The sequence below is a fragment of the Bradyrhizobium sp. IC3123 genome (genome assembly GCF_020193625.1).
In the GTDB taxonomy this organism is placed as follows: Bacteria; Pseudomonadota; Alphaproteobacteria; order Rhizobiales; family Xanthobacteraceae; genus Bradyrhizobium; species Bradyrhizobium yuanmingense.
Genome location: NZ_JADYVF010000018.1, coordinates 59813 through 78568, shown reverse-complemented (window position 1 = coordinate 78568; position 18756 = coordinate 59813). Strand labels below are relative to the sequence as shown.

The window sequence follows — 18756 nt, the reverse complement described above, 5'->3', positions numbered from 1 at the left end:
TCTTACCCTCCAGGGGGGAAGCGGAGCGCCGCGGTGAACTTACCTCCCCAATTCCGTCGCCTGCGCCACGCGCTCGAACCGCTCCAGCGTCATGATCGCATCCGCGAACTTCTCCGCGCGCGCATTCAGCACCGGACGGGCCAGCGTCAAGAACTTCTGCTGCATCGCCTGCGTATCCGGGAAAGAATTCGGCTCGCCCGAGGGATCGGCATAAAGCCGCTCGTGCACGCCATCATCCGTCGTGATGCTCACGCGCGCGCCGAAGGGATGGGTGCGGCCGATCTCGAGGCGATCGTCCTGCACCACGTCGAACTTGTCGGCGAGCGCGTCGATCGCGGCGTCGCCGAGCCGGTTGTAATCGTCCCAGCCGAATGAACCCTGGTCGAGTGCGAGCGCGCCGGTGAAGAACATCGAGAACTGGCCGCCGACGATCGAGCGCGGGTGCCGCTTGGTCGCGGCGTCGCCGGTCAGCGTGATGCCGTTGCGGTGCAGGCCGATCTCGACGCGCTTGACCTGCTCCGGCGTCAGATTGTGCTCGCGCCGCATCGCGATCAGCGCGTCGATCGCGGCATGGGTGTAGCGGCAGCTCGGATAGGGCTTCACGCCGATCTTCATGGTCTCATAGGTCTTGCCGAGCTCGGCCACCGCCTTGTCGGGATGCGCATCGTCGGTATAACCGGCGAGCAGGCCGTGCTTGCCTTCGACCGACTCGGTCGCACCAACGAAATCGTTGCGCGCCAATGTCGCGGCGATCACGCCGTTCATCGCGGCGGCGCCGACCTGGTAGCGCTTGTTCCAGGCGCCGTTGACCAGAAATTGCAGCGAGCCCGCGGCCTGGCTGCCGGAGACGCCAAACGCGGCAATCAGCTGCTTCCCGCTGAGGCCGAACAGCTTGCCCGCCGCCGCGGCCGCGCCGTAGGTGCCGGCCGTCGCCGTCGGGTGGAAGCCGCGCGCGTAATGCGAGGTCGGATCGAGCGCATTGCCGAGCCGGCAGCACACCTCATAGCCAGCAACGATCGCCGTCAGCACCTCTCGCCCGGAGGCGCCCACCATCTCGCCGACAGCGAAGGCGGCCGGCACCACCGGTGCGCTCGGATGCAGCGAGGAATCGGCATGGGTGTCGTCGAAATCGAGGGAGTGGCCGAGCGCGCCGTTGAGCAGCGCCGCGACCGCCGGCGTCCAGGTCTTGGTATCGCCGAACACGGTGGACTCGCCCTTGGTGTCGAGCGCCAGCGCCTCCAGCATCTTCAGCATCGACGGGGTCGATTCCGCCTCGCGCCGCGCCCTGATGGCGCTGCCGAGGAAGTCCAGCGTCAGGACCTTGGCGCGCTCCAGCACCTCCGCCGGAATATCCTGGTACTTGAGATTGAAGACATAGGCGGCGAGCGTTGCGGTTTCGTGAGCCATCGTGTTTCCTCGATTTGGCGCGCAAGTTAGGCGGGCTGATTTGGCCTTTCAAGCGGCCTTGCGTCGGCGGGGATCAGCCATGCTTTTGCTTAGGCGAAAAGGATCGGGATATTCCGCATGACGCGCGCAAGGCAGCTGTTCGACCGGATTCGAGCGCGGCGGACGCAATTGGGGCTGGCGATCCGGGTCACGGTCGCCGCGACAGCGGCCTATGCGATCGCGACCGCGCTGCATCTGCTGCTGCCGCTCTGGGCGGTGCTGACCTCGCTGATCGTGACCCAGATGAGCGTCGGCCGCTCGCTGAAGGCGACGCGCGACTACATGCTCGGCACCATCGGCGGAGCCCTCTATGGCGGCGCCATCGCCATCCTGATTCCCTATTCCAGCGAGGCGGGCCTGCTCGGCCTGCTGGTCCTCTCCGTCGCCCCGCTCGCCTTCATCGCCGCGATCAATCCGAGCCTCAGCGCCGCCACTGTCACCGCCGTGATCGTGCTCCTGGTTCCGACCCTGCATCATGCCGATCCCCTGACCTCGGCGATCGATCGGGTCAGCGAGGTCGGCGTCGGCGCCGTCACGGGATTGCTGGTCTCCTTCCTGGTGCTGCCCTCGCGCGCGGTGCGGCAGATCCGCGCCAGCGCGGCGGTTCTGCTCGAGCTGATCGCCGATGCCCTCGCCGAGCTGCTGGCAGGCCTCACGCGCGGCCGCGACAACGACGCGCTGCACCGGATCCAGGACGGCATCGGCACCGCGATGGTCAATCTGAATGCGATCGGCTCCGAAGCCGAGCGTGAGCGCGCGGCGCGGCTGTCGAGCGGCCCGGACACCGGCCCGTTGCTGCGAACGATCCTGCGGCTGCGCCATGACGTCGTGATGATCGGCCGCGCCACGGTGGTGCCGCTGCCGGTGGAAGTGCAATTGCGGCTGGCAGCGCCCCTGTCGGAAGTGTCGACCGTGATCGCCCGCTTCCTCCGCTCGGCCGCTGGCGCCTTGCGCGAGGGCGCCGGCGCGCCGCCGATCCATCCCGTCCATGTCGCGCTCCAGCACTACGCCGAGGCCGTCGCGTCCGTCCGTCAGGATGGCCTGATCCGCGGCCACGCGAGCGACACAGCCGAGCGCTTCTTCGCGCTCGGCTTCTCCCTGGAGCAGATGCACCAGAATCTCGGCGACCTCGACCGCGTCGTCGGCGAATGGTCGGAGGCCTCGACAGATAAAACCGCACGCGTTGCGGAGTGAGTTCGGGCGCGTCGTCGTCAACGTCGGCTTTCGACAGTAATGCGCGTGTGCGAAGCGCGGCGGTGATCGGCGGTCTGCGGCTCTGAGTCGCTCCACGCACGAGGTTCCATCGGGTCATGTTGCTGACGCATTTTCTGTTTTAATCGGCGAGAAGCTAAACACGACGTGAGACCACTCCGGTTCTCACAACGGTTCCGTAGCCAGGGGGTTGGCTCGAATCCGCAAAACGATCGGCAAGTTCATGAGCGCTGCTGCGTTCGCTTGACCACGTGTGCGGTTCTGGAACCGGACAATCTAAAAAATCACAGGACTCATGATGCTCTTCCGCTCGAGCGCCGCAGTTTGCGGCGCCCTGGTTACGCTTGCCTTCTCTGTTGCCGTTGCTCGAAGTGAAACGCGTGGGGATCACTCAAGTGCCGTCGTCGATGCCGCCTCGGGCGATGCGATTATTGGCGCGGCGTCCACCTATAATCCGTTCAAGCCCGGCAAGGAGGAGGGCGGTCCGCAGACGGCTTCCGGCGAACGTTATGATCCCTCCGCCTGGACGGCTGCCATCAAGACGAGCCTGCGCCGGAAATTCGGTGGGGTCGGATTCGGCGCGAGGCCGAAATATGCTCTCGTCGAGGCCGTGGGCAAGAAGGTCATCGTCAAGATAAACGACGTGGGACCACTAAGACCTGGCCGCATCATCGACCTCAATGAGCGAACGATGCGCCATTTCGATCCGAGCATGGACCTCGGTGTCATTCCTGACGTGAAAGTCAGTCCGCTCGCTGGCGACAATTGGACTGCAGGGCCGGTGGGCTGAACAGGGCGTGTTCGTTCAATGTCGGCCCGCACAGTTCATCGGGCCGTCTCCACGATGCGTCCCATCATGTTGCGGACCACGAGCTTGTGGAAGGGCATGATCAGCGCAAGATAGGTCCGGCCGAGCAGGTTGTGCGTGCGCACCAGCGTGGTCGAGGTCACCTGCCGGCGCGCGGCATTGCCTGAAACGTCGACCACGATGCGGAAATCGAGGTGCGAATCATCGAAGCCCGCGACCAGCTGCTCCGGCGTCTCGCTCAGCACCGGAAACAGGCCGATCATGCCGTACGGCGCCGGGGCGCCTTCGCCCGATGTCTTCAGCCCGAACGGCCTCACCAGAATGTTGCGCAGGCGCAGCAGTGCGTCGATCCAGCGCGGCCCGTGCAGCACCATCCTGGTGCAGGCTTCGCGGGCATTCACCGCCGCGGCGCCGATGTCCACGCAAAACGCGTCGATGAACTGCGCGCCGGCGAGCAGCGCATCGGCATCGACTTCAGGCGCGACTTCGCGGACCGTCCCGATCATCCCGCCATTTTGCGCGTCAGCATCCGGAAGCGCAAGATCAGGAGCCCGGCATAGACGAACGTGCCGATCGAGAATCCGATCCAGACGCCGATCGCGCCCAGCCCTGTGTGGAACGCCAGCAACCAGCCGATGGGAAAAGAGACGCCCCAATAGCCGATCGCGGCGAACAGCAGGGTCATCTTGGTGTCGTTGATGCCGCGCAGCGCGCCGCCCATGATGGTCTGCAGGCCGTCGGCGATGAAGAAGCTGGCCCCGACCAGCAGCAGCGTTGCCGTCAGCTCGACGGTGGCCGCACTTTCGCTGCCGGCGCCGAAGAACAGCCGGCCGAGCTGATAGCGACCGATCACGATGGCGATCGTCAGCGCGGAGACCAGCGCGAGGCCGAGCACGGCTGCGACGAGTCCTGCGCGCTTCACCGCCGCCGGATCCTTGCGGCCGAAGGCATGACCGACCCGCACGGTCGCCGCCATGCCGATGCCGAGCGGCACCATGAACAGCACGGCGGTGACCTGGAGCGCGATCTGGTGCGCGGCAATCGCGGTGGTCGAGATCAAGCCCATCAGCAGGGCGGCCGAGGAGAACAGGCCATATTCCAGCAGCAGGGAGAACGAGATCGGCGCGCCGATCGAGATCAGCTGGCGCATCAAGGGCCAGTCGATCCGCCAGAGGCGGGCGAGCGGATGATAGTCCGCGAACGGCTTGCGTAGCCCGGCGATCGCGAGCGCGGCGAGGAAGGTGCCGAGATTGACCAGCGTGGTCGCAAGCCCCGCGCCGAACAGGCCGAGCTCGGGCAGGCCGAACAGCCCGTGGATCAGGGCATAGACCAGCGCGGCATTGACCGGGATCGCCGCCAGCGTGATCCATAGCGGCGCCTGCGGCCGGTTCACTGCGCTCATCATGCTGCGCAGCGCGATGAATCCGAGCGCCGGTGCGATGCCCCAGGCCAGGCCGTTCAGATAGTGCTGCGCCAGCGCGGCCGAGTGCGGCGTTTGACCGAGCGCGAGCAAAATCTGCTCGCCATAGAGCGGCGAGGCCATCATCGGCAGCGAAATCAGCAGCGCGGCCCACAGACCGACGCGCAAGGAGCGCCGAATGCGCCTGACGTCGCCGGCGCCGAACGCCTGCGCCGCCAGCGGCGACACTGCGGACGTCAATCCGAGCCCGAACGTGAAGCTGACGAAATAGACCGTATGGGCCAGCGCCGCCGCGGCCACCGCCTCCTCGCCGAGCCGCCCGATCATCGCAAGATCGGTCGTGATCATCGCGATCTGGCCGAGCTGCGTCAGCATCAGCGGCACGGCGAGGCGCAGCGTCTCGATGAATTCTTCGGCAAGATGGTTCTGCCGTGCGTCCAGGCGTGCCCGGTACCGCCGTTTGGTATCCAAAAGCTCGGTCATGCCGGGGACATAGCAGCCTCGATCGGCGAAGTAACGGCAAAGAAATGTGAGGGCGGGTGCCGCTGAAAAAAGGCGGGGGCTCAGGCGAAGGAAAGGTCGGGTTGCACCGTATTCGTCATGTGCGGCGAATCTGGGCCGGTCTCACATTGGGAATTGAGTATGATAACGAGATTTAGACTGACGTTCGCCGCACTGTTCATCGGTTCCGCCATCCTGAGTGCCGACGCCGCTGCAGCGGCCGACCTGAGGCTGCCCGCAGCGCCGCCCCCGCAGTCGGCGTCGGCAGCCTTGCTGAGCTGGGCGGGGCCCTATGTCGGGATTCAGGCCGGCTATGTTTCCGGCCGTTCCGATATCTCGCTGCCGGCGACGGGTGAATTCCACTTTGTCGATCCGAAGGGCGCGATCGTCGGTGCAACGGCGGGCTTCTCGGCGCAATGGGGCCGGATCGTCGCCGGGCTCGAGGGCGACGTGAACTTCGTCGATGCGCGCGCGACGATCGATACCGGCTTTGCGCCGACACCCGCGGTCACGCAGCTTCAATCCGCGGTCAATTGGAACAGCCATCTCCGTGGACGGATCGGCTATGCTTTCGACCGCACGCTGCTGTTCGCCGCCGGTGGCCTTGCCGTCGCGGGCGTCGAGAGCAAGGCGTTCGACAATGGGATCGGGGCCGTTGCGAGCTGGAGCGATACACGGATCGGCTGGTCGATCGGAGCGGGCGGGGAATTCCGCTTCGCACCGCAGGCCTCGGTCCGGCTCGAATATCTCTATGACAATTACGGCTCGAAGACGCTGGCCGCCCAGACGGTCGGCGCGACGACCTTCGGCGCGCGCGAGTCCCGGCTCGACACGCACACGGTGCGAGCCGGAGTCTATTGGCGCTTTTGATGCTCGGTTGGAGGCGGCTATCGTCTGGTAGGATCGGTTCGCAATTCTCGGCTACGATGTCCGCAGGCCAGAGCAACAGATCGATGTGATGGAAGAGCCATCGGACGAGGCCTTGATGGCGGAGGTTTCGGCGCAGCGGCAGCATGCGTTTCGCGTCCTCATGCGGCGCCATATGCCTCGGGCGCTGCGGGTCGCGGAGCGGATCGTGCGCGACCCGGCCGAGGCCGACGACATCGGCCAGGAGGCGTTCATGCGGGTTTGGACGCACGCAGCCTCGTTCGATCCGCAGGTTGCGAAGTTTACGACCTGGCTCTACCGCATCGTCCTCAACCTGACCTTCGATCGCACGCGGCGGCGAACGTTCCTGCCGCTCGAAGACGCCGGCGACGTACCCGACATGGGACCGCACGCCGTCGAGCGGCTGATCGCGGATGAGGAGCTCAGTCTTCTCAATCGCGCGATGGCCGGCCTGTCGGACCGGCAGCGCGGCGCGATCGCCCTCTTCCACATGGAGGGATTGAGCGGCGAGGAGGCCGCCAAGGCGATGGACGTCAGCGCCAAGGCGTTCGAATCGCTGCTGGGCCGCGCCCGCACGGCGCTCAAGGCAAATGTTCAGAAAATACAGCAGACGGGGAGCCACGTATGACGCCCGAACAGTTCAGACAATTGGCCGAGACATGGGGAGGTGAGATCGAGCGCTGGCCCGCACCGACGCGCGAGGCCGCGCGGCGGATTGCGGCGACCGCGGAAGGCGCTGCGGTCCTGGACCAGCAGTCGCGCCTCGACCGGCTCCTTGCCGTCGCCCCGGAGATCGAGACGGCGAGGGTGGATCGTTCGAGCTTTCTGGTCCTGCAAAGGCTCGCCGCCATCCCGCAGCAGCATAGGCCGGCATGGCATCGTCGCCTGTTGCGCTGGCCGGCGCTCGTTCCCGCCGCAAGTCTCGCCTGCTCTGTGATGGTGGGTGTGTGGCTGGCGGGGGCGCTGCCCTACGCCCACGCGCCGTCGGACCCCCTGTCCGTCATGAGCGGCGTCTTCGACATCTACGCAATCGGCTATGGATCGGTGCAATGAAGTTCCGGCGAGAATGGTCCACTCCCTGGCGGGCGCTCATGCTGCTGTCGCTGTGCGTCAACGTCGCCCTGTTTACCTATGTCTCGGCGCAATGGCTGCTACCCGGCGGCTTTCGACCGGGCGCAGCCGTGCCGCTACGCATGATCGAGCGTGTCGCCGAAAGACTTCCGGCGGAAGACGCGGAGATCCTGTGGAGCATCTATCGCGGCAAGGAGGCGGAGCTGGCCCCGCTCCAGGCCGAGTACCGGCTCGCGCTGATGAAGGCGATGAAAACGGCGGCGCAGACGAATCTCGACAAGGCCGAGCTGGAAGCAGCCGTGAAGGATGCCCGCGACAAGCGCGTGAAGATTGGCGACCTCGTCGTCTCGACCTTCGTCGAGATGCTGGAACGAATTTCAGCGAAAGGACGCCGACAGCTCGTCGGCGGCTATTTTCGCTGAGTCGCGCAAAGTGAACGAGGGATTCGGCCCGTCCAGACGTATCACCTACATCGATGTCTGCGAATTGGTGGAGATGATATGGTGCAACGATTTGACAGGACGGCAAGCGGACCAGTGGTGAGGTTCTCGCATCGGACGGCCGTCTACGTGCGTGCGGGTCTTGCGGCCGCGAGTCTGATCGCACTTCTCGTGTTGTTTCTTTCGCAAGCCTCCGCAGGTGATGCGCGGAGTGAGGCAAAGCAGGCCTGCAAGGCAGACTATTCACGGTTCTGCGCCGGCACCATGCCCGGGAGCGGCCGCATCCGCAAATGCCTCGGCGACAATTACGCGAGCTTGTCCGCGGCCTGCAAACAGGCCTTCGACGCGAATCCGCCAAAATAGAACAGGTTAGCCCCGCTCCGGCACGCGCTTGATCTTCGCACCAAGCGCGTTCAGCCGCTCCTCGATGCGCTCATAGCCGCGCTCGATCTGGTCGGCGTTGTTGATGGTCGAGGTGCCCTCGGCGCAGACGGCCGCGAGCAGCATCGCCATGCCGGCGCGGATGTCGGGCGAGGTCATTGTGGCGCCGTGCAGGCGGCTGGGGCCGGCGATGATGGCGCGGTGCGGATCGCACAGCACGATGCGCGCGCCCATCGCGATCAGCTTGTCGACGAAGAACATCCTGGATTCGAACATCTTCTCGAACATCAGGATCACGCCCTCGCATTGCGTGGCGGTGACAATGGCGATCGACATCAGGTCGGCCGGGAAGGCCGGCCAAGGCTGGTCCTCCAGCTTCGGCACATGGCCGCCGAAATCGTCCTGGATCTTCAATGTCTGGTTGGAGGGCACGATAAGATCATCGCCCTCGATGCGGCAGACGATGCCGAGCCGCTCGAAGCCCATGCGGATCGAGCGCAGATGCTCGACGCCCGCGCGCGCGATGCGCAAGGGCGAGCGCGTCACGGCGGCAAGCCCGATCAGCGAGCCGACCTCGATGTGGTCGGGCTGGATCCGGTACGTCGTCCCGCCGAGCGTCGCTTGACCATGGATGATCATGGTGTTGGTGCCGATGCCTTCGATCCTGGCGCCGAGCGCGACCAGGAAATTGGCGAGGTCCTGCACATGCGGCTCGGAGGCCGCGTTGCGCAAATAGGTGATGCCGTCGGCGGCGACCGCCGCGACCAGCGCGTTCTCGGTGGCGGTGACGCTCGGCTCGTCCAGGAACACGTCCGCGCCCGCGAGCTTTGGCGCGCGGAATTCGAGCCGATCGGTCGCGGTGACCTTGGCGCCGAGCTGCTCCAGCGCGAGCACATGCGTGTCCAGTCGCCGTCGGCCGATGACGTCGCCGCCCGGCGGCGGCAGCATCACCTCGCCGCAGCGGGCGAGCAGCGGCCCGGCGAGCAGGATCGAGGCGCGAATGCGCACGCACAGTTCGGGGTCGAGGTCGGCGGCGCGGATGCTCTTGGCGTGGATGTGAAGCGTGTTGCGCGCGGACCATTCGGCCGACGCGCCGACCGAGCGGACCAGCTCGACCAGCGTCTCGGTGTCGCGGATCCGCGGCACGTTCTCCAGCACGACCGGATGCTCGGTCAGCAGCGCGGCGGCGATGATCGGCAACGCCGAATTCTTATTGCCGGACGGCTCGATCGAGCCCGAGAGCCGGTGACCGCCCTCGACGATGTATTGGATGGGCGCCACGGGGTTCTCGCTGTCCTGTTGAGTGGGAGGGCCTGTTTCGGGCGGAAACTACAGAGATTTGAGCGCGGGAGCAATTGTGCCGGCTGGGACCCGCACACGTCCGTCCGTCGCTTGTGGCAGGACCCGCCCTCAGAACAACCCGATGATACTCCCGACCACATAGAGGAACGCGATCAGGATCAGGACGCCCATCAGGAAGAAGGAGATTTCGATGGCGATGGCGCCGGTGCCGAGTGCGGCGGCGACAGCGGCAAGGAGCCGTTCCTCCCGAAAGATCAGCGAGAGCACCGACAGCAGGATGGCGAGCAGGCCGAGCGAGATCGCCGTGACCGATGCGATATCACGCCAGCTTCTTCCAGCCGACTTCTCGAGGTCCGGAGCCTTGAACTCCACGCCCTTCACCTTGGCGACGATGCGGTCCTTGATGCGATGTCCGGTGTCGACGATCACCTTGTCCGCCGGCGGCGGCGGAAACACGATCGGCACGACCCAATGCGGCAGCACGGCCACCATCAGCGCCAGCACGCCGACAATGCTGCCGATGATGCCGAGACGGCGTGAGGGCGCGGCGGAGCCGGTCGTTGCAGAGGCGGTCATGGCGCGACATTTCCCGGCCGGAATTGGCCTTGCGGGGTCATGCCGTTTCGTCGCGATGGCGGGTGGGGAGGTTCAGGGCCGGATTGGTGCTGCCGTCATGCCAGGGCTTGTCCAGGCTTGTCCCGGGCATCCACGTTCTTTGTTCCGCGGGGCAAGACGTGGATGGCCGGGACAAGCCCGGCCATGACGCCGCGGAAGCAGCGAGCCCTCAAATATCGATCGTCGCGCTCAGCGAATGTTCCTGAATGAAATCGCGGCGCGGCTCGACGACGTCGCCCATCAGCTTGGTGAAGATGTCGTCGGCCTCGTCGACCTCCTTGACCTTCACCTGGAGCAGCGAGCGTGCCTCGGTGTCGAGCGTCGTCTCCCAGAGCTGCTCCGGGTTCATCTCGCCGAGGCCTTTATAGCGCTGCAGGCTGATGCCCTTGCGACCCGAATCGGTCACGGCCTCGAACAGATCGACCGGGCCGTGGACCACGTGCTCTGAATCCTTGCGCCGTAGCTTGCCGGAGCGGGCGTAAACGTCCTGGAGCTTGGTCGTGTATTCGTCGAGCTTGCGCGCCTCGGCCGAGCCAAGCAGCGCATCGTCGATGACGGCGGCTTCCTTGACGCCGCGCACGGTGCGCTCGAATAGGAAGCCCTGGCCCTCGATGAATTGTCCGACCCAGCCGCGCTCGACCTCCTCGGCCTGGTTGTCCAGCCGGCTCGCGATGTATTGCGCGGCGGCCGCCGCCTTCTCGGGATCGCCGTAGATCTCCTTGTTCAGCACGCCGGTGATGGCGGCCTGCTCGACCACCTTGCGATTATAGCGGCTGTGCAGGTTGCGCAGGACGCTGCGGACTACGCGGGCGTCATCGACCAGCGCGCGCAGATCGCGCCCGGAGCGGTCGCCGCCGGTGCCGGGGATGTACACGCAATCATCGAGGCCGGCGTCGATGAGATAGTCTTCCAGCGCCCGCTCGTCCTTCAGGTACTGCTCGGACTTGCCGCGTGAGACCTTATAGAGCGGCGGCTGGGCGATATAGAGATAGCCGCCATCGATGATGTCGCGCATCTGCCGGTAGAAGAACGTCAGCAGCAGCGTGCGGATGTGGGCGCCGTCGACGTCGGCGTCCGTCATCACGATGATCTTGTGATAGCGCAGCTTCTCGACCGAGAACTCGTCGCTGATGCCGGTGCCGAGCGCGGTGATCAGCGTGCCGATCTGCTCTGACGACAGCATCTTGTCGGGACGCACGCGCTCGACGTTCAGGATCTTGCCGCGGAGCGGCAAGACGGCCTGGAACTCGCGGTTGCGGCCCTGCTTGGCGCTGCCGCCTGCCGAGTCGCCCTCGACGATGAAGAGCTCGGACTTGGCTGGATCCTTTTCCTGGCAGTCGGCGAGCTTGCCCGGCAGCGAGGAGACCGAGAGCGGGCTCTTGCGCGTCAGCTCGCGCGCTTTTCGCGCAGCTTCACGGGCCGCCGCGGCCTGGATCACCTTGCCGACGATCATCTTGGCTTCGCTCGGGTGCTCCTCGAACCAGGCGGCAAGCGCCTCGTTAAGGACGTTCTCGACCACGGGGCGCACTTCCGAGGACACCAGCTTGTCCTTGGTTTGCGACGAAAACTTCGGATCGGGCACCTTCACCGAGAGAACGGCGGTGAGCCCTTCGCGGCAATCGTCGCCGGTCAGCGCGATCTTTTCCTTCTTGGCATTGGCCTCGGCATAGCCGTTGACTTGGCGCGTCAGCGCGCCGCGGAAGCCGGCGAGATGGGTGCCCCCGTCGCGTTGCGGGATGTTGTTGGTGAAGCACAGCACGTTCTCGTGGTAGCTGTCGTTCCACCACAAAGCGGCCTCGACGCCGATGCCGTTGGCTTCCGAGCGCACCATGATCGGCGCCGGCACCAGGGCCTTCTTGTTGCGGTCGAGATATTTGACGAACTCCTCGACGCCGCCGGAATAGAACATCTCCTCGCGCTTCTCGACCGCGTGGCGCATGTCGGAGAGCACGATGTTGACGCCGGAATTGAGGAAGGCGAGCTCGCGTAAGCGATGCTCGAGCGTGGCGAAGTCGTATTCGATGTTCTTGAAGGTCTCGGTCGAGGCCAGGAACGTCACCTCGGTGCCGCGCCGGCCCGGCGCCTCGCCGACCACCTTCAGCGGTGCGACGGCATCGCCGTGAGCGAACTCGATATAGTGCTCCTTGTTGTCACGCCAGATGCGCAAGCCGAGCTTGCTCGACAGCGCGTTGACGACGGAGACGCCGACGCCGTGCAGGCCGCCGGAAACTTTGTAGGAGTTCTGGTCGAACTTACCGCCGGCGTGCAGCTGGGTCATGATGACCTCGGCCGCCGAGATGCCTTCGCCCTTGTGGATGTCGACGGGAATGCCGCGGCCGTCGTCGCGCACGGTGACGGAATTATCCGCGTTGAGGATCACCTCGACGCGCGAGGCATGGCCGGCGAGCGCCTCGTCGATGGCGTTATCGACGACTTCGTAGACCATGTGGTGCAGGCCCGAGCCGTCGTCGGTATCGCCGATATACATGCCCGGGCGCTTGCGGACGGCATCGAGTCCCTTGAGCACGCGGATCGATTCCGCGCCGTAATCGCTCGCGTTGGAGGGCTCGTTTTCGGCAGCGTGCTGCCGAGCAGGTTCTGTCATGAGAGGCCTTCGAGATGTCGCCCGAATCAGCGGCGCAAAAGGCGCTGATTTGCGGGGCTATTTGTGCCATGAAAGACCGCTTGCGCCTAGCGCAAAGTATCCTCCGGCAACCCTTTGAGCAGATAGGGTTTTTCGGCCGGTTTTCAAGGCGCCGGAGGGCCGATTCTGGGCGCCGCAAAAAGCCCGATTCGAGGGCAGTTTTTTGCCTCGAAAAGCCGTGGATTTTGCGGGGCCAGGAAGAGTGGTTTTGGGGCACCTGAAACTGATTCATCGATCGCCGTCATGCCCGGCCTTGTCCTGGCATCCACGTTCTTGGCGTCGCGGAAGACGTGGATGGCCGGGACAAGCCCGGCCATGACGATACCGCGAATCTGAAAGCGTGCAGCCTCAATACATCTGCAGCGGCAGCACGTCGCCGCTCGGGCCCACCAGAAGGCCCCAGGCCTCGCCGGCGGCAACGGTCAGGGACTCGCTACGCGCAGGGCGGCCGGGCAGGCGCAACGCGTACACGTATTTGCCGGGCGGTAGGTCGAGCATCGGGCCTTTCGGTGATTGCGGGCCGCCGGCGCCGGCTGCGATCTTCACCGTCTGCTTGTTGATCGTCAGCGCGACCTCGTTCGCTGCCATGTTTCCGAGCATGAGCCGCGCTTGTCCCGCCTTCGGCATGATCTCGGCCTTGGCCGCGGCATCGGCATTCTTCTGCGCCAGGCTGACCGTGGTCTCGCCCTTGGCGCGGCCGAGCTTGAGCACGGCGGGACCTTGCGGCGAGGTGAAGTCGATCTGCGCGCGTTCCGCGGACACGGCTGCGCCGTCGGTCTTCTCCTGCCAGCCCAGCTTTGCAAGCTCGGCCCGGTAGAAGGCGAGGACCTCGTCGAGCGAAGCGGGGATGCGGGCCTCGAGCTCGCGGCGGAGCGGCGCTTCGCCTCCGGGTATCTTGGTGGTCGCGAGCGATTTCGACGAACGCTGCGTCGGTACCGGCAGCGGGGACTCAGGATCGGGCTTGAGCGGCTCGGCGGATTTGGCCTGAACCTCCACCTCCGCGCCGGCCGCAGCCTTGGCCGCTTCCGTCACCAGGCCCGATCCGTCGGCGCGGACATTCACCTTCGGGCCCATCTGCATCACCGTCATCGAGATCGACTTGCCGCCCTTCGAGAACGCCATCACCGCCATGTTCGGCTGGTTGATGACGGAGGGCTGCTCCTTCCAGCCCGAGCTCTTCAGCGCCGTCCGATAGAAGCTGCTGAGCGCCTTCACGCTCGACTCCGAGGAGAATTCCAGGTGGCCGTCGCCGCCTTCGAACGTCACGGCTTCGGCGTTTTCGGGCAGCGGCACCGGCGTCTTGCCGTCAGCGAGCGCGGTGAGCGGGGCGTCCGACAGGGAGGCGGCCTGCGTCTTGCGCCTGATATCATCGGCCGCAATGAGCTGCTGAGCCGTACCCAAGGCATCGCTCAGGAACCTCGCGTCGGCCTCCTTCTTCGCCTTGGCGCGAGCGGCGAGCGCGGATTCCTTCACCTGCGCGGTCAGGCTGACCATGGTGAAATCATATTTGCGGCCGAGCCGCAGCACACCGGTTTCATCAGTGTTGGAAATCTTGATCGCCACCTCGTCGCCGGGCGCGAGCGGCGCGCGGCCGTCCTCCTGCCAGCCGCGCGCGGTGAGCTCGCGCTGGTAGAAGGCGAGCACGGCGGGCAGCTCGGCGATCGCGGCGGCCGAGATCTCGCGCTTGTTCGAGTTGGCGCTGCCGAGGCCCCGCGCAGATTTGGTTGGCTTCGGCCGTGGCAGGCCGGCCATGTCGTCGTCGGCCTCGAGCACCTCCGGCAGTGCGAACGGCGCCACCCTGATCTCGACATTGGTGCGGCCATCGTCGCGGCGCGTCAGGGTCAGCATCACCGGCTTCTGGTAGATGTGCGTCGCGTCGCGATCGGGGTGGTCGTAGAAGACGCGAACGCCGTTCGGAACGGCTCCGGCAAGATCGGCGTTCGGCCAGCGCGATGCCGTATCGGGGTTCAGCTTGCGCCATCCCATCGCCGCCATGTCCTTGGTAAAGAATGCTGCGGTCGCATCGAGCGCGCCGGGCGCAATGCAGCTGAGATAGGGCCGGGTCTCGTCGAACACGAGATCGATCGCACCTTCCGGAAAGGGCACGTTCGCATAGATCCGGTTCGGCGTGTAGAACACGGCGGACTGGTCGGGTCGCCCGCGCGCCTGTGTGAAGGAAACGCGCAGCCCCTGCCGTCCCTTCTTGAAGGTCAACGCTGCGCTTCTCTCATCCAGGGGATACACATAGGGCACCCAGCCGTCGGCGCTCAGCAGCTTCCTGGTCGCGTCCGACGTGGCGGCAAGCGGGGTCGGCACGGTGTAGATCACGCGATAGGTGTCGGGACGCGAAGTGTCCTCCACCGCACCGTCGAGCCGCGGCAGCGTATGGACGTCGACGATGCCATCGTCTGCCGCGCCGGCGGGACGCGAGGGGATCACTATCGCGAGAATGCCGCAGGCAAGCAGCAGCCATCTTGCCGGGACTTGCGCCCCGCGCCGGGTCATCGGCATCGTCAAAAAACTCCTGGATGTCGCGCGGGTCGTCTTGCCCTTGCGCATTGGCGGGCTGCGGCGCCGTCGGCGCGGCCTCAGACGAGAAGTCGCGCCGGGAACCGGAGAGGTTCAACAGGCTCAGTACAGCTGCAACGGCGGCCAGGCGTCACCGTCGCGCCCGACCGTGAGCTCCCAGGTGTCGCCGGCGGCGACGGTGAGGATGTTCGTGGTGGCGGGTTGGCCCGGGACGCCCAGCCTGTACGAATATTCGCCCGGCGCGAGGTCCAGCGCGACGGCGTTCGCGCCGGCCGGGCGCGGGATGGTCCGCTCGTTGATGGTGAGGACCGCTTCCTTGTCGCCGATATTGCTGAACACCAGCTTCGCCTGGCCGGGCTCGGGCAGCACGTTCGCCTTCGTCGCCGTGTCCGCGTTCTTCTGCACCAGATGAACCGAGGTGCCGGAATCCTTGCGATCGAGCATCAGCGCGGCCGGCCCCAGCGGCGAGACGAAGGCGAGCCGGACGTGATCGGCGTTGATCACGGCGCCATCATGCTGCTCTTGCCAGCCGAGCTTGCGAAGCTCGGTCCGGTAGAAGGCGAGCACGTCGCTGATCCCCGCGGGCACGGTGGCCTCCAGCCTGACGCGGAGCGGCGCGTCGACGCCCTGCATCAGCGTGCTGTGGATCCCCCTGTAAGTATAGCGGGTCGGTGCGGGCAGCTTGGCATCGGAATCCAGCGTGAGCGGCGTCGGAAACAGATGCGGCAGCGAGGCACCGGCGCTGGCCGCGAGCATGCACATCGCAAGCAGGGCGAAGCCGCACGCAAACAACTGCCATCGTGCCGGGGCTTGCGCCCCATGCCTCACCGCCGTCATGCTCATGCTCCAAAAATATCGCGAAGGATGTCGCGCATGTCCGAGTGCTGCGCGATGGCCGCTTCTTGCGGCCTCAAGCAGCTAGTCGCGATCTGGAACAGGCGGGTTCAATGCGGCGGCCTAGCTGCGGGCCGAGACTCGTCCGCTCTCGACGTCAAACACTTCGCCCCCCGCGCCGATCTCGGCGAAGGCGGCAGGATCCGCACCGGTCAGCCACACCTGCGCGCCGAGCTTCTTCAGCTCATCGAACAGCGCCGCCCGGCGGTTCGGATCGAGATGCGCAACCACCTCGTCGAGCAGCAGCAGCGGCACGATGCCGGTCATCTCGGCGACCAGGCTCGCATGCGCCAGCACGAGGCCGATCAGCAGCGCCTTCTGCTCGCCGGTAGAGGCATCGCGCGCCGGCATGCTCTTGGGCGCGTAGATCACCTGGAGGTCGGTGAGATGCGGGCCATCGGTGGTGCGGCCGGCGATCGCATCGCGCGGGCGGTTGTCGCGCAGGATCTGGCGGTAGCGGTCCTCGACCGACGTCGCGGTCTCCTCGAGCAGCGCATTCTCCATCCAGCCGTCGAGCGCGATCTGAGCGGACGGAAATGCGGATGCCTGTGCGCGCGCGTTGAGCATGCCGGTGAGCCTTGCCGCGGTCTGGCCGCGCGTGGCCGCCACCGCGACGGCGAGTTCGGCCGTCTCGCGCTCGATCGCGTCGCACCAATGGTCGTCGTAATTGCGCGTCTCCAGCAGGCGGTTACGCGAGCGCAACGAGCGCTCGAGCGCGTTGATGCGGCTGGAATGCTCGCTGTCGATGGCGAGCACGAGACGGTCGAAGAAGCGCCGCCGTTCGGACGCTGCGCCCATGAACAGCCCGTCCATGGCCGGCGTCAGCCACACCATGCGGATATGATCGCCGAAGGCGCTGGCCGAGCCCACCGGCTCGCGGTCGATGCGGCAGCGCCGGCTGACCGTGGTATCCGCGCGCGGCGCATCGATGCCGGTGCCGAGCGTCGCCAGCCCCAGCGCGCCCTCGACCTGCGCCGACACCGCCCAGGAGCCGTCGCCCTGGTTGTCGGCGACATCCTCCAGCGTCGCCCGGCGCAGGCCGCGGCCCGGCGACAGGAACGAGATCGCCTCGATGCAATTGGTCTTGCCCGCCCCGTTCGGTCCGACCAGCGCCACCAGATCAGCCGCCGTCTCGAGCCCCGCCGCCCGGTAATTGCGAAAATGCGTCAGCGTCAGCCGATGAATGCGGGAGGGGGTCATGAGATCCGTTTTCCGTCATGCCCGGCCTTGTGCCGGGCATCCACGTTCTTGGCTCCGAAGACGTGGATGGCCGGGACATAGGCGGAGCAAAGCGACGCCGTCCTTTCGGACGGCTACGCCGGCCATGACGATGTAGTGACAGGTGTGGATGCCGGTAGGTCTCACACCCGCATCGGCATCAGCACGTACAGCGCGCTCTTGTCGTCGCGGTCCTGCACCAGGGTCGGCGAGCCGGGATCGGCGAGGCGGAGCGTGGCGACGTCGCCTTCGATCTGGGCGGCGATGTCGAGCAGATAGCGGGAGTTGAAGCCGATATCGAGCGCGTCGGAGGCGTATTCGACCTCGAGCTCTTCGGTCGCGCTGCCGGAATCCGGATTGGTCACCGACAGCACCAGCTTGCCCGCCGACAGCGACAATTTGACCGCGCGGCCGCGCTCGCTCGAAATCGTCGAGACGCGGTCGACCGCGTTCTCGAAATCCTTCTTGTCGACGATGAGCTCCTTGTCGTTGTTCTGCGGAATGACGCGGCCGTAATCGGGGAAGGTGCCGTCGATCAGCTTCGAGGTCAGCACGACGTTGCCGATGGTGAAGCGGATCTTGGCCTGCGACAGCTCGATCGTCATCTCGGCCTCGGTGTCCTCGATCAGGCGCTGCACCTCGCCGACCGTCTTGCGCGGCACGATCACGCCGGGCATGCCCTCGGCGCCCTTGGGCTGCACCAGGTCGAGCTGGGCGAGGCGGTGACCGTCGGTGGCGACACCGCGCAGGGTGGCGGCCTTTGGCGTGCCGGCGGCATGCAGATAGATGCCGTTGAGGTAATAGCGCGTCTCCTCGGTCGAGATCGCGAACTGGGTGCGGTCGATCAGCCGCTTGACGTCCTTGGCGGCGAGCGAGAACGAATGCGACATGTCGCCGGCGGCCAGATCCGGGAAATCGTTCTCCGGCAGCGTCTGCAGCGTGAAGCGCGAGCGGCCGGCGCGGATGGCGAGCACGGCGCGGTCGCCGTCGGCCTCCAGCACGATCTGCGAGCCGTCCGGCAGCTTGCGCACGATGTCGTAGAACATGTGCGCCGGCACGGTGGTGGAGCCCGCGGTCGCGGTTTCCGCCGGCAGCGTCTCGGTCACTTCGAGGTCGAGGTCGGTCGCCTTCAGCGACAATTTCGCGTTCTCGGCGCGCACCAGCACGTTGCCGAGAATCGGGATCGTGTTGCGGCGCTCGACCACGCGGTGGACATGGCCCAGCGACTTCAGCAGTTGTGCGCGTTCGACCGTAACCTTCATTGCACTACTCGCCCGATCCCTTAGGAAAACACAGCGTTGAGAAGGCCGGGCGGCGGGACGCGCGCCAGGCATCGAAGACCCCGACCGGCCGGATCATTCCTGCCGATATGACCAAAGCCGTCTGG

At 66.1% G+C, this 18756-nt stretch carries 16 protein-coding genes; 6 read left to right on the top strand and 10 right to left on the bottom strand.

Going from position 1 to position 18756, the window contains the following annotated elements; translation table 11 throughout:
• Window positions 1–39: 39 nt before the first annotated feature.
• Complete coding sequence (locus tag I6F20_RS33900; RefSeq protein ID WP_225130218.1) at window positions 40–1407, bottom strand: MmgE/PrpD family protein; 1368 nt, start codon at window positions 1405–1407, stop codon at window positions 40–42.
• A gap of 117 nt (window positions 1408–1524) precedes the next feature.
• On the opposite strand from I6F20_RS33900, the gene I6F20_RS33895 reads away from it, so the two are divergent.
• Together I6F20_RS33895 and I6F20_RS33890 are read left to right on the top strand one after the other, a co-directional pair.
• The gene (locus tag I6F20_RS33895; RefSeq protein WP_036002665.1) at window positions 1525–2640 is read left to right on the top strand and encodes an FUSC family protein; all 1116 of its coding nucleotides are present in this window, start codon (window positions 1525–1527) and stop codon (window positions 2638–2640) included.
• 313 nt (window positions 2641–2953) lie between these two features.
• On the top strand, window positions 2954–3448 hold the full coding sequence (locus tag I6F20_RS33890) for a septal ring lytic transglycosylase RlpA family protein (protein WP_192893029.1): 495 nt from the start codon (window positions 2954–2956) through the stop codon (window positions 3446–3448).
• 35 nt (window positions 3449–3483) lie between these two features.
• Here I6F20_RS33890 and I6F20_RS33885 read toward each other — a convergent pair whose 3' ends face one another.
• Both I6F20_RS33885 and I6F20_RS33880 read right to left on the bottom strand, forming a co-directional pair.
• Entirely contained in the window at window positions 3484–3972 is a 489-nt protein-coding gene (locus I6F20_RS33885) for a DUF2867 domain-containing protein (RefSeq protein WP_225130216.1), read from the bottom strand.
• Window positions 3969–5369 carry an MATE family efflux transporter gene (locus tag I6F20_RS33880; RefSeq protein WP_225130214.1) on the bottom strand — a complete coding sequence of 467 codons (1401 nt, stop codon included), beginning with the start codon at window positions 5367–5369 and terminating at the stop codon, window positions 3969–3971. Before I6F20_RS33880 ends, I6F20_RS33885 begins: the two co-directional genes overlap by 4 nt.
• Window positions 5370–5528: 159 nt before the next feature.
• Here I6F20_RS33880 and I6F20_RS33875 point away from each other — a divergent pair, with 159 nt between their 5' ends.
• The 4 genes from I6F20_RS33875 to I6F20_RS33860 are packed head-to-tail and all read left to right on the top strand — an operon-like array spanning window position 5529 to window position 7768.
• Window positions 5529–6257, top strand: a complete 729-nt coding sequence (locus I6F20_RS33875) for an outer membrane protein (protein WP_225130212.1) — start codon at window positions 5529–5531, stop codon at window positions 6255–6257.
• Between the two features lie 43 nt (window positions 6258–6300).
• Window positions 6301–6903 (top strand): RNA polymerase sigma factor, encoded by a 603-nt coding sequence (locus I6F20_RS33870; protein ID WP_346277103.1) that lies wholly within the window; start codon window positions 6301–6303, stop codon window positions 6901–6903.
• Window positions 6900–7328, top strand: a complete 429-nt coding sequence (locus I6F20_RS33865) for a hypothetical protein (protein ID WP_225130207.1) — start codon at window positions 6900–6902, stop codon at window positions 7326–7328. The genes I6F20_RS33870 and I6F20_RS33865 overlap by 4 nt, the downstream gene beginning before the upstream one ends.
• Window positions 7325–7768 carry a periplasmic heavy metal sensor gene (locus I6F20_RS33860; RefSeq protein WP_225130206.1) on the top strand — a complete coding sequence of 148 codons (444 nt, stop codon included), beginning with the start codon at window positions 7325–7327 and terminating at the stop codon, window positions 7766–7768. Before I6F20_RS33865 ends, I6F20_RS33860 begins: the two co-directional genes overlap by 4 nt.
• Window positions 7769–8155: 387 nt before the next feature.
• Here I6F20_RS33860 and murA read toward each other — a convergent pair whose 3' ends face one another.
• The 7 genes from murA to dnaN form a co-directional block, all read right to left on the bottom strand.
• Window positions 8156–9448 carry a UDP-N-acetylglucosamine 1-carboxyvinyltransferase gene (gene murA, locus I6F20_RS33855; protein ID WP_225130203.1) on the bottom strand — a complete coding sequence of 431 codons (1293 nt, stop codon included), beginning with the start codon at window positions 9446–9448 and terminating at the stop codon, window positions 8156–8158.
• 129 nt (window positions 9449–9577) lie between these two features.
• A complete protein-coding gene (gene yidI, locus I6F20_RS33850) occupies window positions 9578–10045 on the bottom strand; it encodes an inner membrane protein YidI (RefSeq protein WP_225130201.1) in 468 nt (155 codons plus the stop codon).
• A 208-nt stretch (window positions 10046–10253) separates the two neighbouring features.
• A complete protein-coding gene (gyrB, locus tag I6F20_RS33845; protein ID WP_036002622.1) occupies window positions 10254–12689 on the bottom strand; it encodes a DNA topoisomerase (ATP-hydrolyzing) subunit B in 2436 nt (811 codons plus the stop codon).
• 387 nt (window positions 12690–13076) lie between these two features.
• The gene (locus tag I6F20_RS33840) at window positions 13077–15239 is read right to left on the bottom strand and encodes a hypothetical protein (RefSeq protein ID WP_225130199.1); all 2163 of its coding nucleotides are present in this window, start codon (window positions 15237–15239) and stop codon (window positions 13077–13079) included.
• A 120-nt stretch (window positions 15240–15359) separates the two neighbouring features.
• A complete protein-coding gene (locus tag I6F20_RS33835; protein ID WP_225130198.1) occupies window positions 15360–16094 on the bottom strand; it encodes a hypothetical protein in 735 nt (244 codons plus the stop codon).
• Between the two features lie 120 nt (window positions 16095–16214).
• On the bottom strand, window positions 16215–17351 hold the full coding sequence (gene recF, locus I6F20_RS33830) for a DNA replication/repair protein RecF (RefSeq protein ID WP_036002616.1): 1137 nt from the start codon (window positions 17349–17351) through the stop codon (window positions 16215–16217).
• Between the two features lie 161 nt (window positions 17352–17512).
• A complete protein-coding gene (gene dnaN, locus I6F20_RS33825) occupies window positions 17513–18631 on the bottom strand; it encodes a DNA polymerase III subunit beta (RefSeq protein ID WP_225130196.1) in 1119 nt (372 codons plus the stop codon).
• Window positions 18632–18756: the final 125 nt, after the last annotated feature.

Coding starts and splice junctions, on each gene's coding strand:
- I6F20_RS33900 (WP_225130218.1), bottom strand. CDS start 1,407: ATGGCTCACGAAACCGCAACGCTCGCCGCCTATGTCTTCAATCTCAAG.
- I6F20_RS33895 (WP_036002665.1), top strand. CDS start 1,525: ATGACGCGCGCAAGGCAGCTGTTCGACCGGATTCGAGCGCGGCGGACG.
- I6F20_RS33890 (WP_192893029.1), top strand. CDS start 2,954: ATGATGCTCTTCCGCTCGAGCGCCGCAGTTTGCGGCGCCCTGGTTACG.
- I6F20_RS33885 (WP_225130216.1), bottom strand. CDS start 3,972: ATGATCGGGACGGTCCGCGAAGTCGCGCCTGAAGTCGATGCCGATGCG.
- I6F20_RS33880 (WP_225130214.1), bottom strand. CDS start 5,369: ATGACCGAGCTTTTGGATACCAAACGGCGGTACCGGGCACGCCTGGAC.
- I6F20_RS33875 (WP_225130212.1), top strand. CDS start 5,529: ATGATAACGAGATTTAGACTGACGTTCGCCGCACTGTTCATCGGTTCC.
- I6F20_RS33865 (WP_225130207.1), top strand. CDS start 6,900: ATGACGCCCGAACAGTTCAGACAATTGGCCGAGACATGGGGAGGTGAG.
- I6F20_RS33860 (WP_225130206.1), top strand. CDS start 7,325: ATGAAGTTCCGGCGAGAATGGTCCACTCCCTGGCGGGCGCTCATGCTG.
- yidI (WP_225130201.1), bottom strand. CDS start 10,045: ATGACCGCCTCTGCAACGACCGGCTCCGCCGCGCCCTCACGCCGTCTC.
- gyrB (WP_036002622.1), bottom strand. CDS start 12,689: ATGACAGAACCTGCTCGGCAGCACGCTGCCGAAAACGAGCCCTCCAAC.
- I6F20_RS33840 (WP_225130199.1), bottom strand. CDS start 15,239: ATGCCGATGACCCGGCGCGGGGCGCAAGTCCCGGCAAGATGGCTGCTG.
- I6F20_RS33835 (WP_225130198.1), bottom strand. CDS start 16,094: ATGACGGCGGTGAGGCATGGGGCGCAAGCCCCGGCACGATGGCAGTTG.
- recF (WP_036002616.1), bottom strand. CDS start 17,351: ATGACCCCCTCCCGCATTCATCGGCTGACGCTGACGCATTTTCGCAAT.
- dnaN (WP_225130196.1), bottom strand. CDS start 18,631: ATGAAGGTTACGGTCGAACGCGCACAACTGCTGAAGTCGCTGGGCCAT.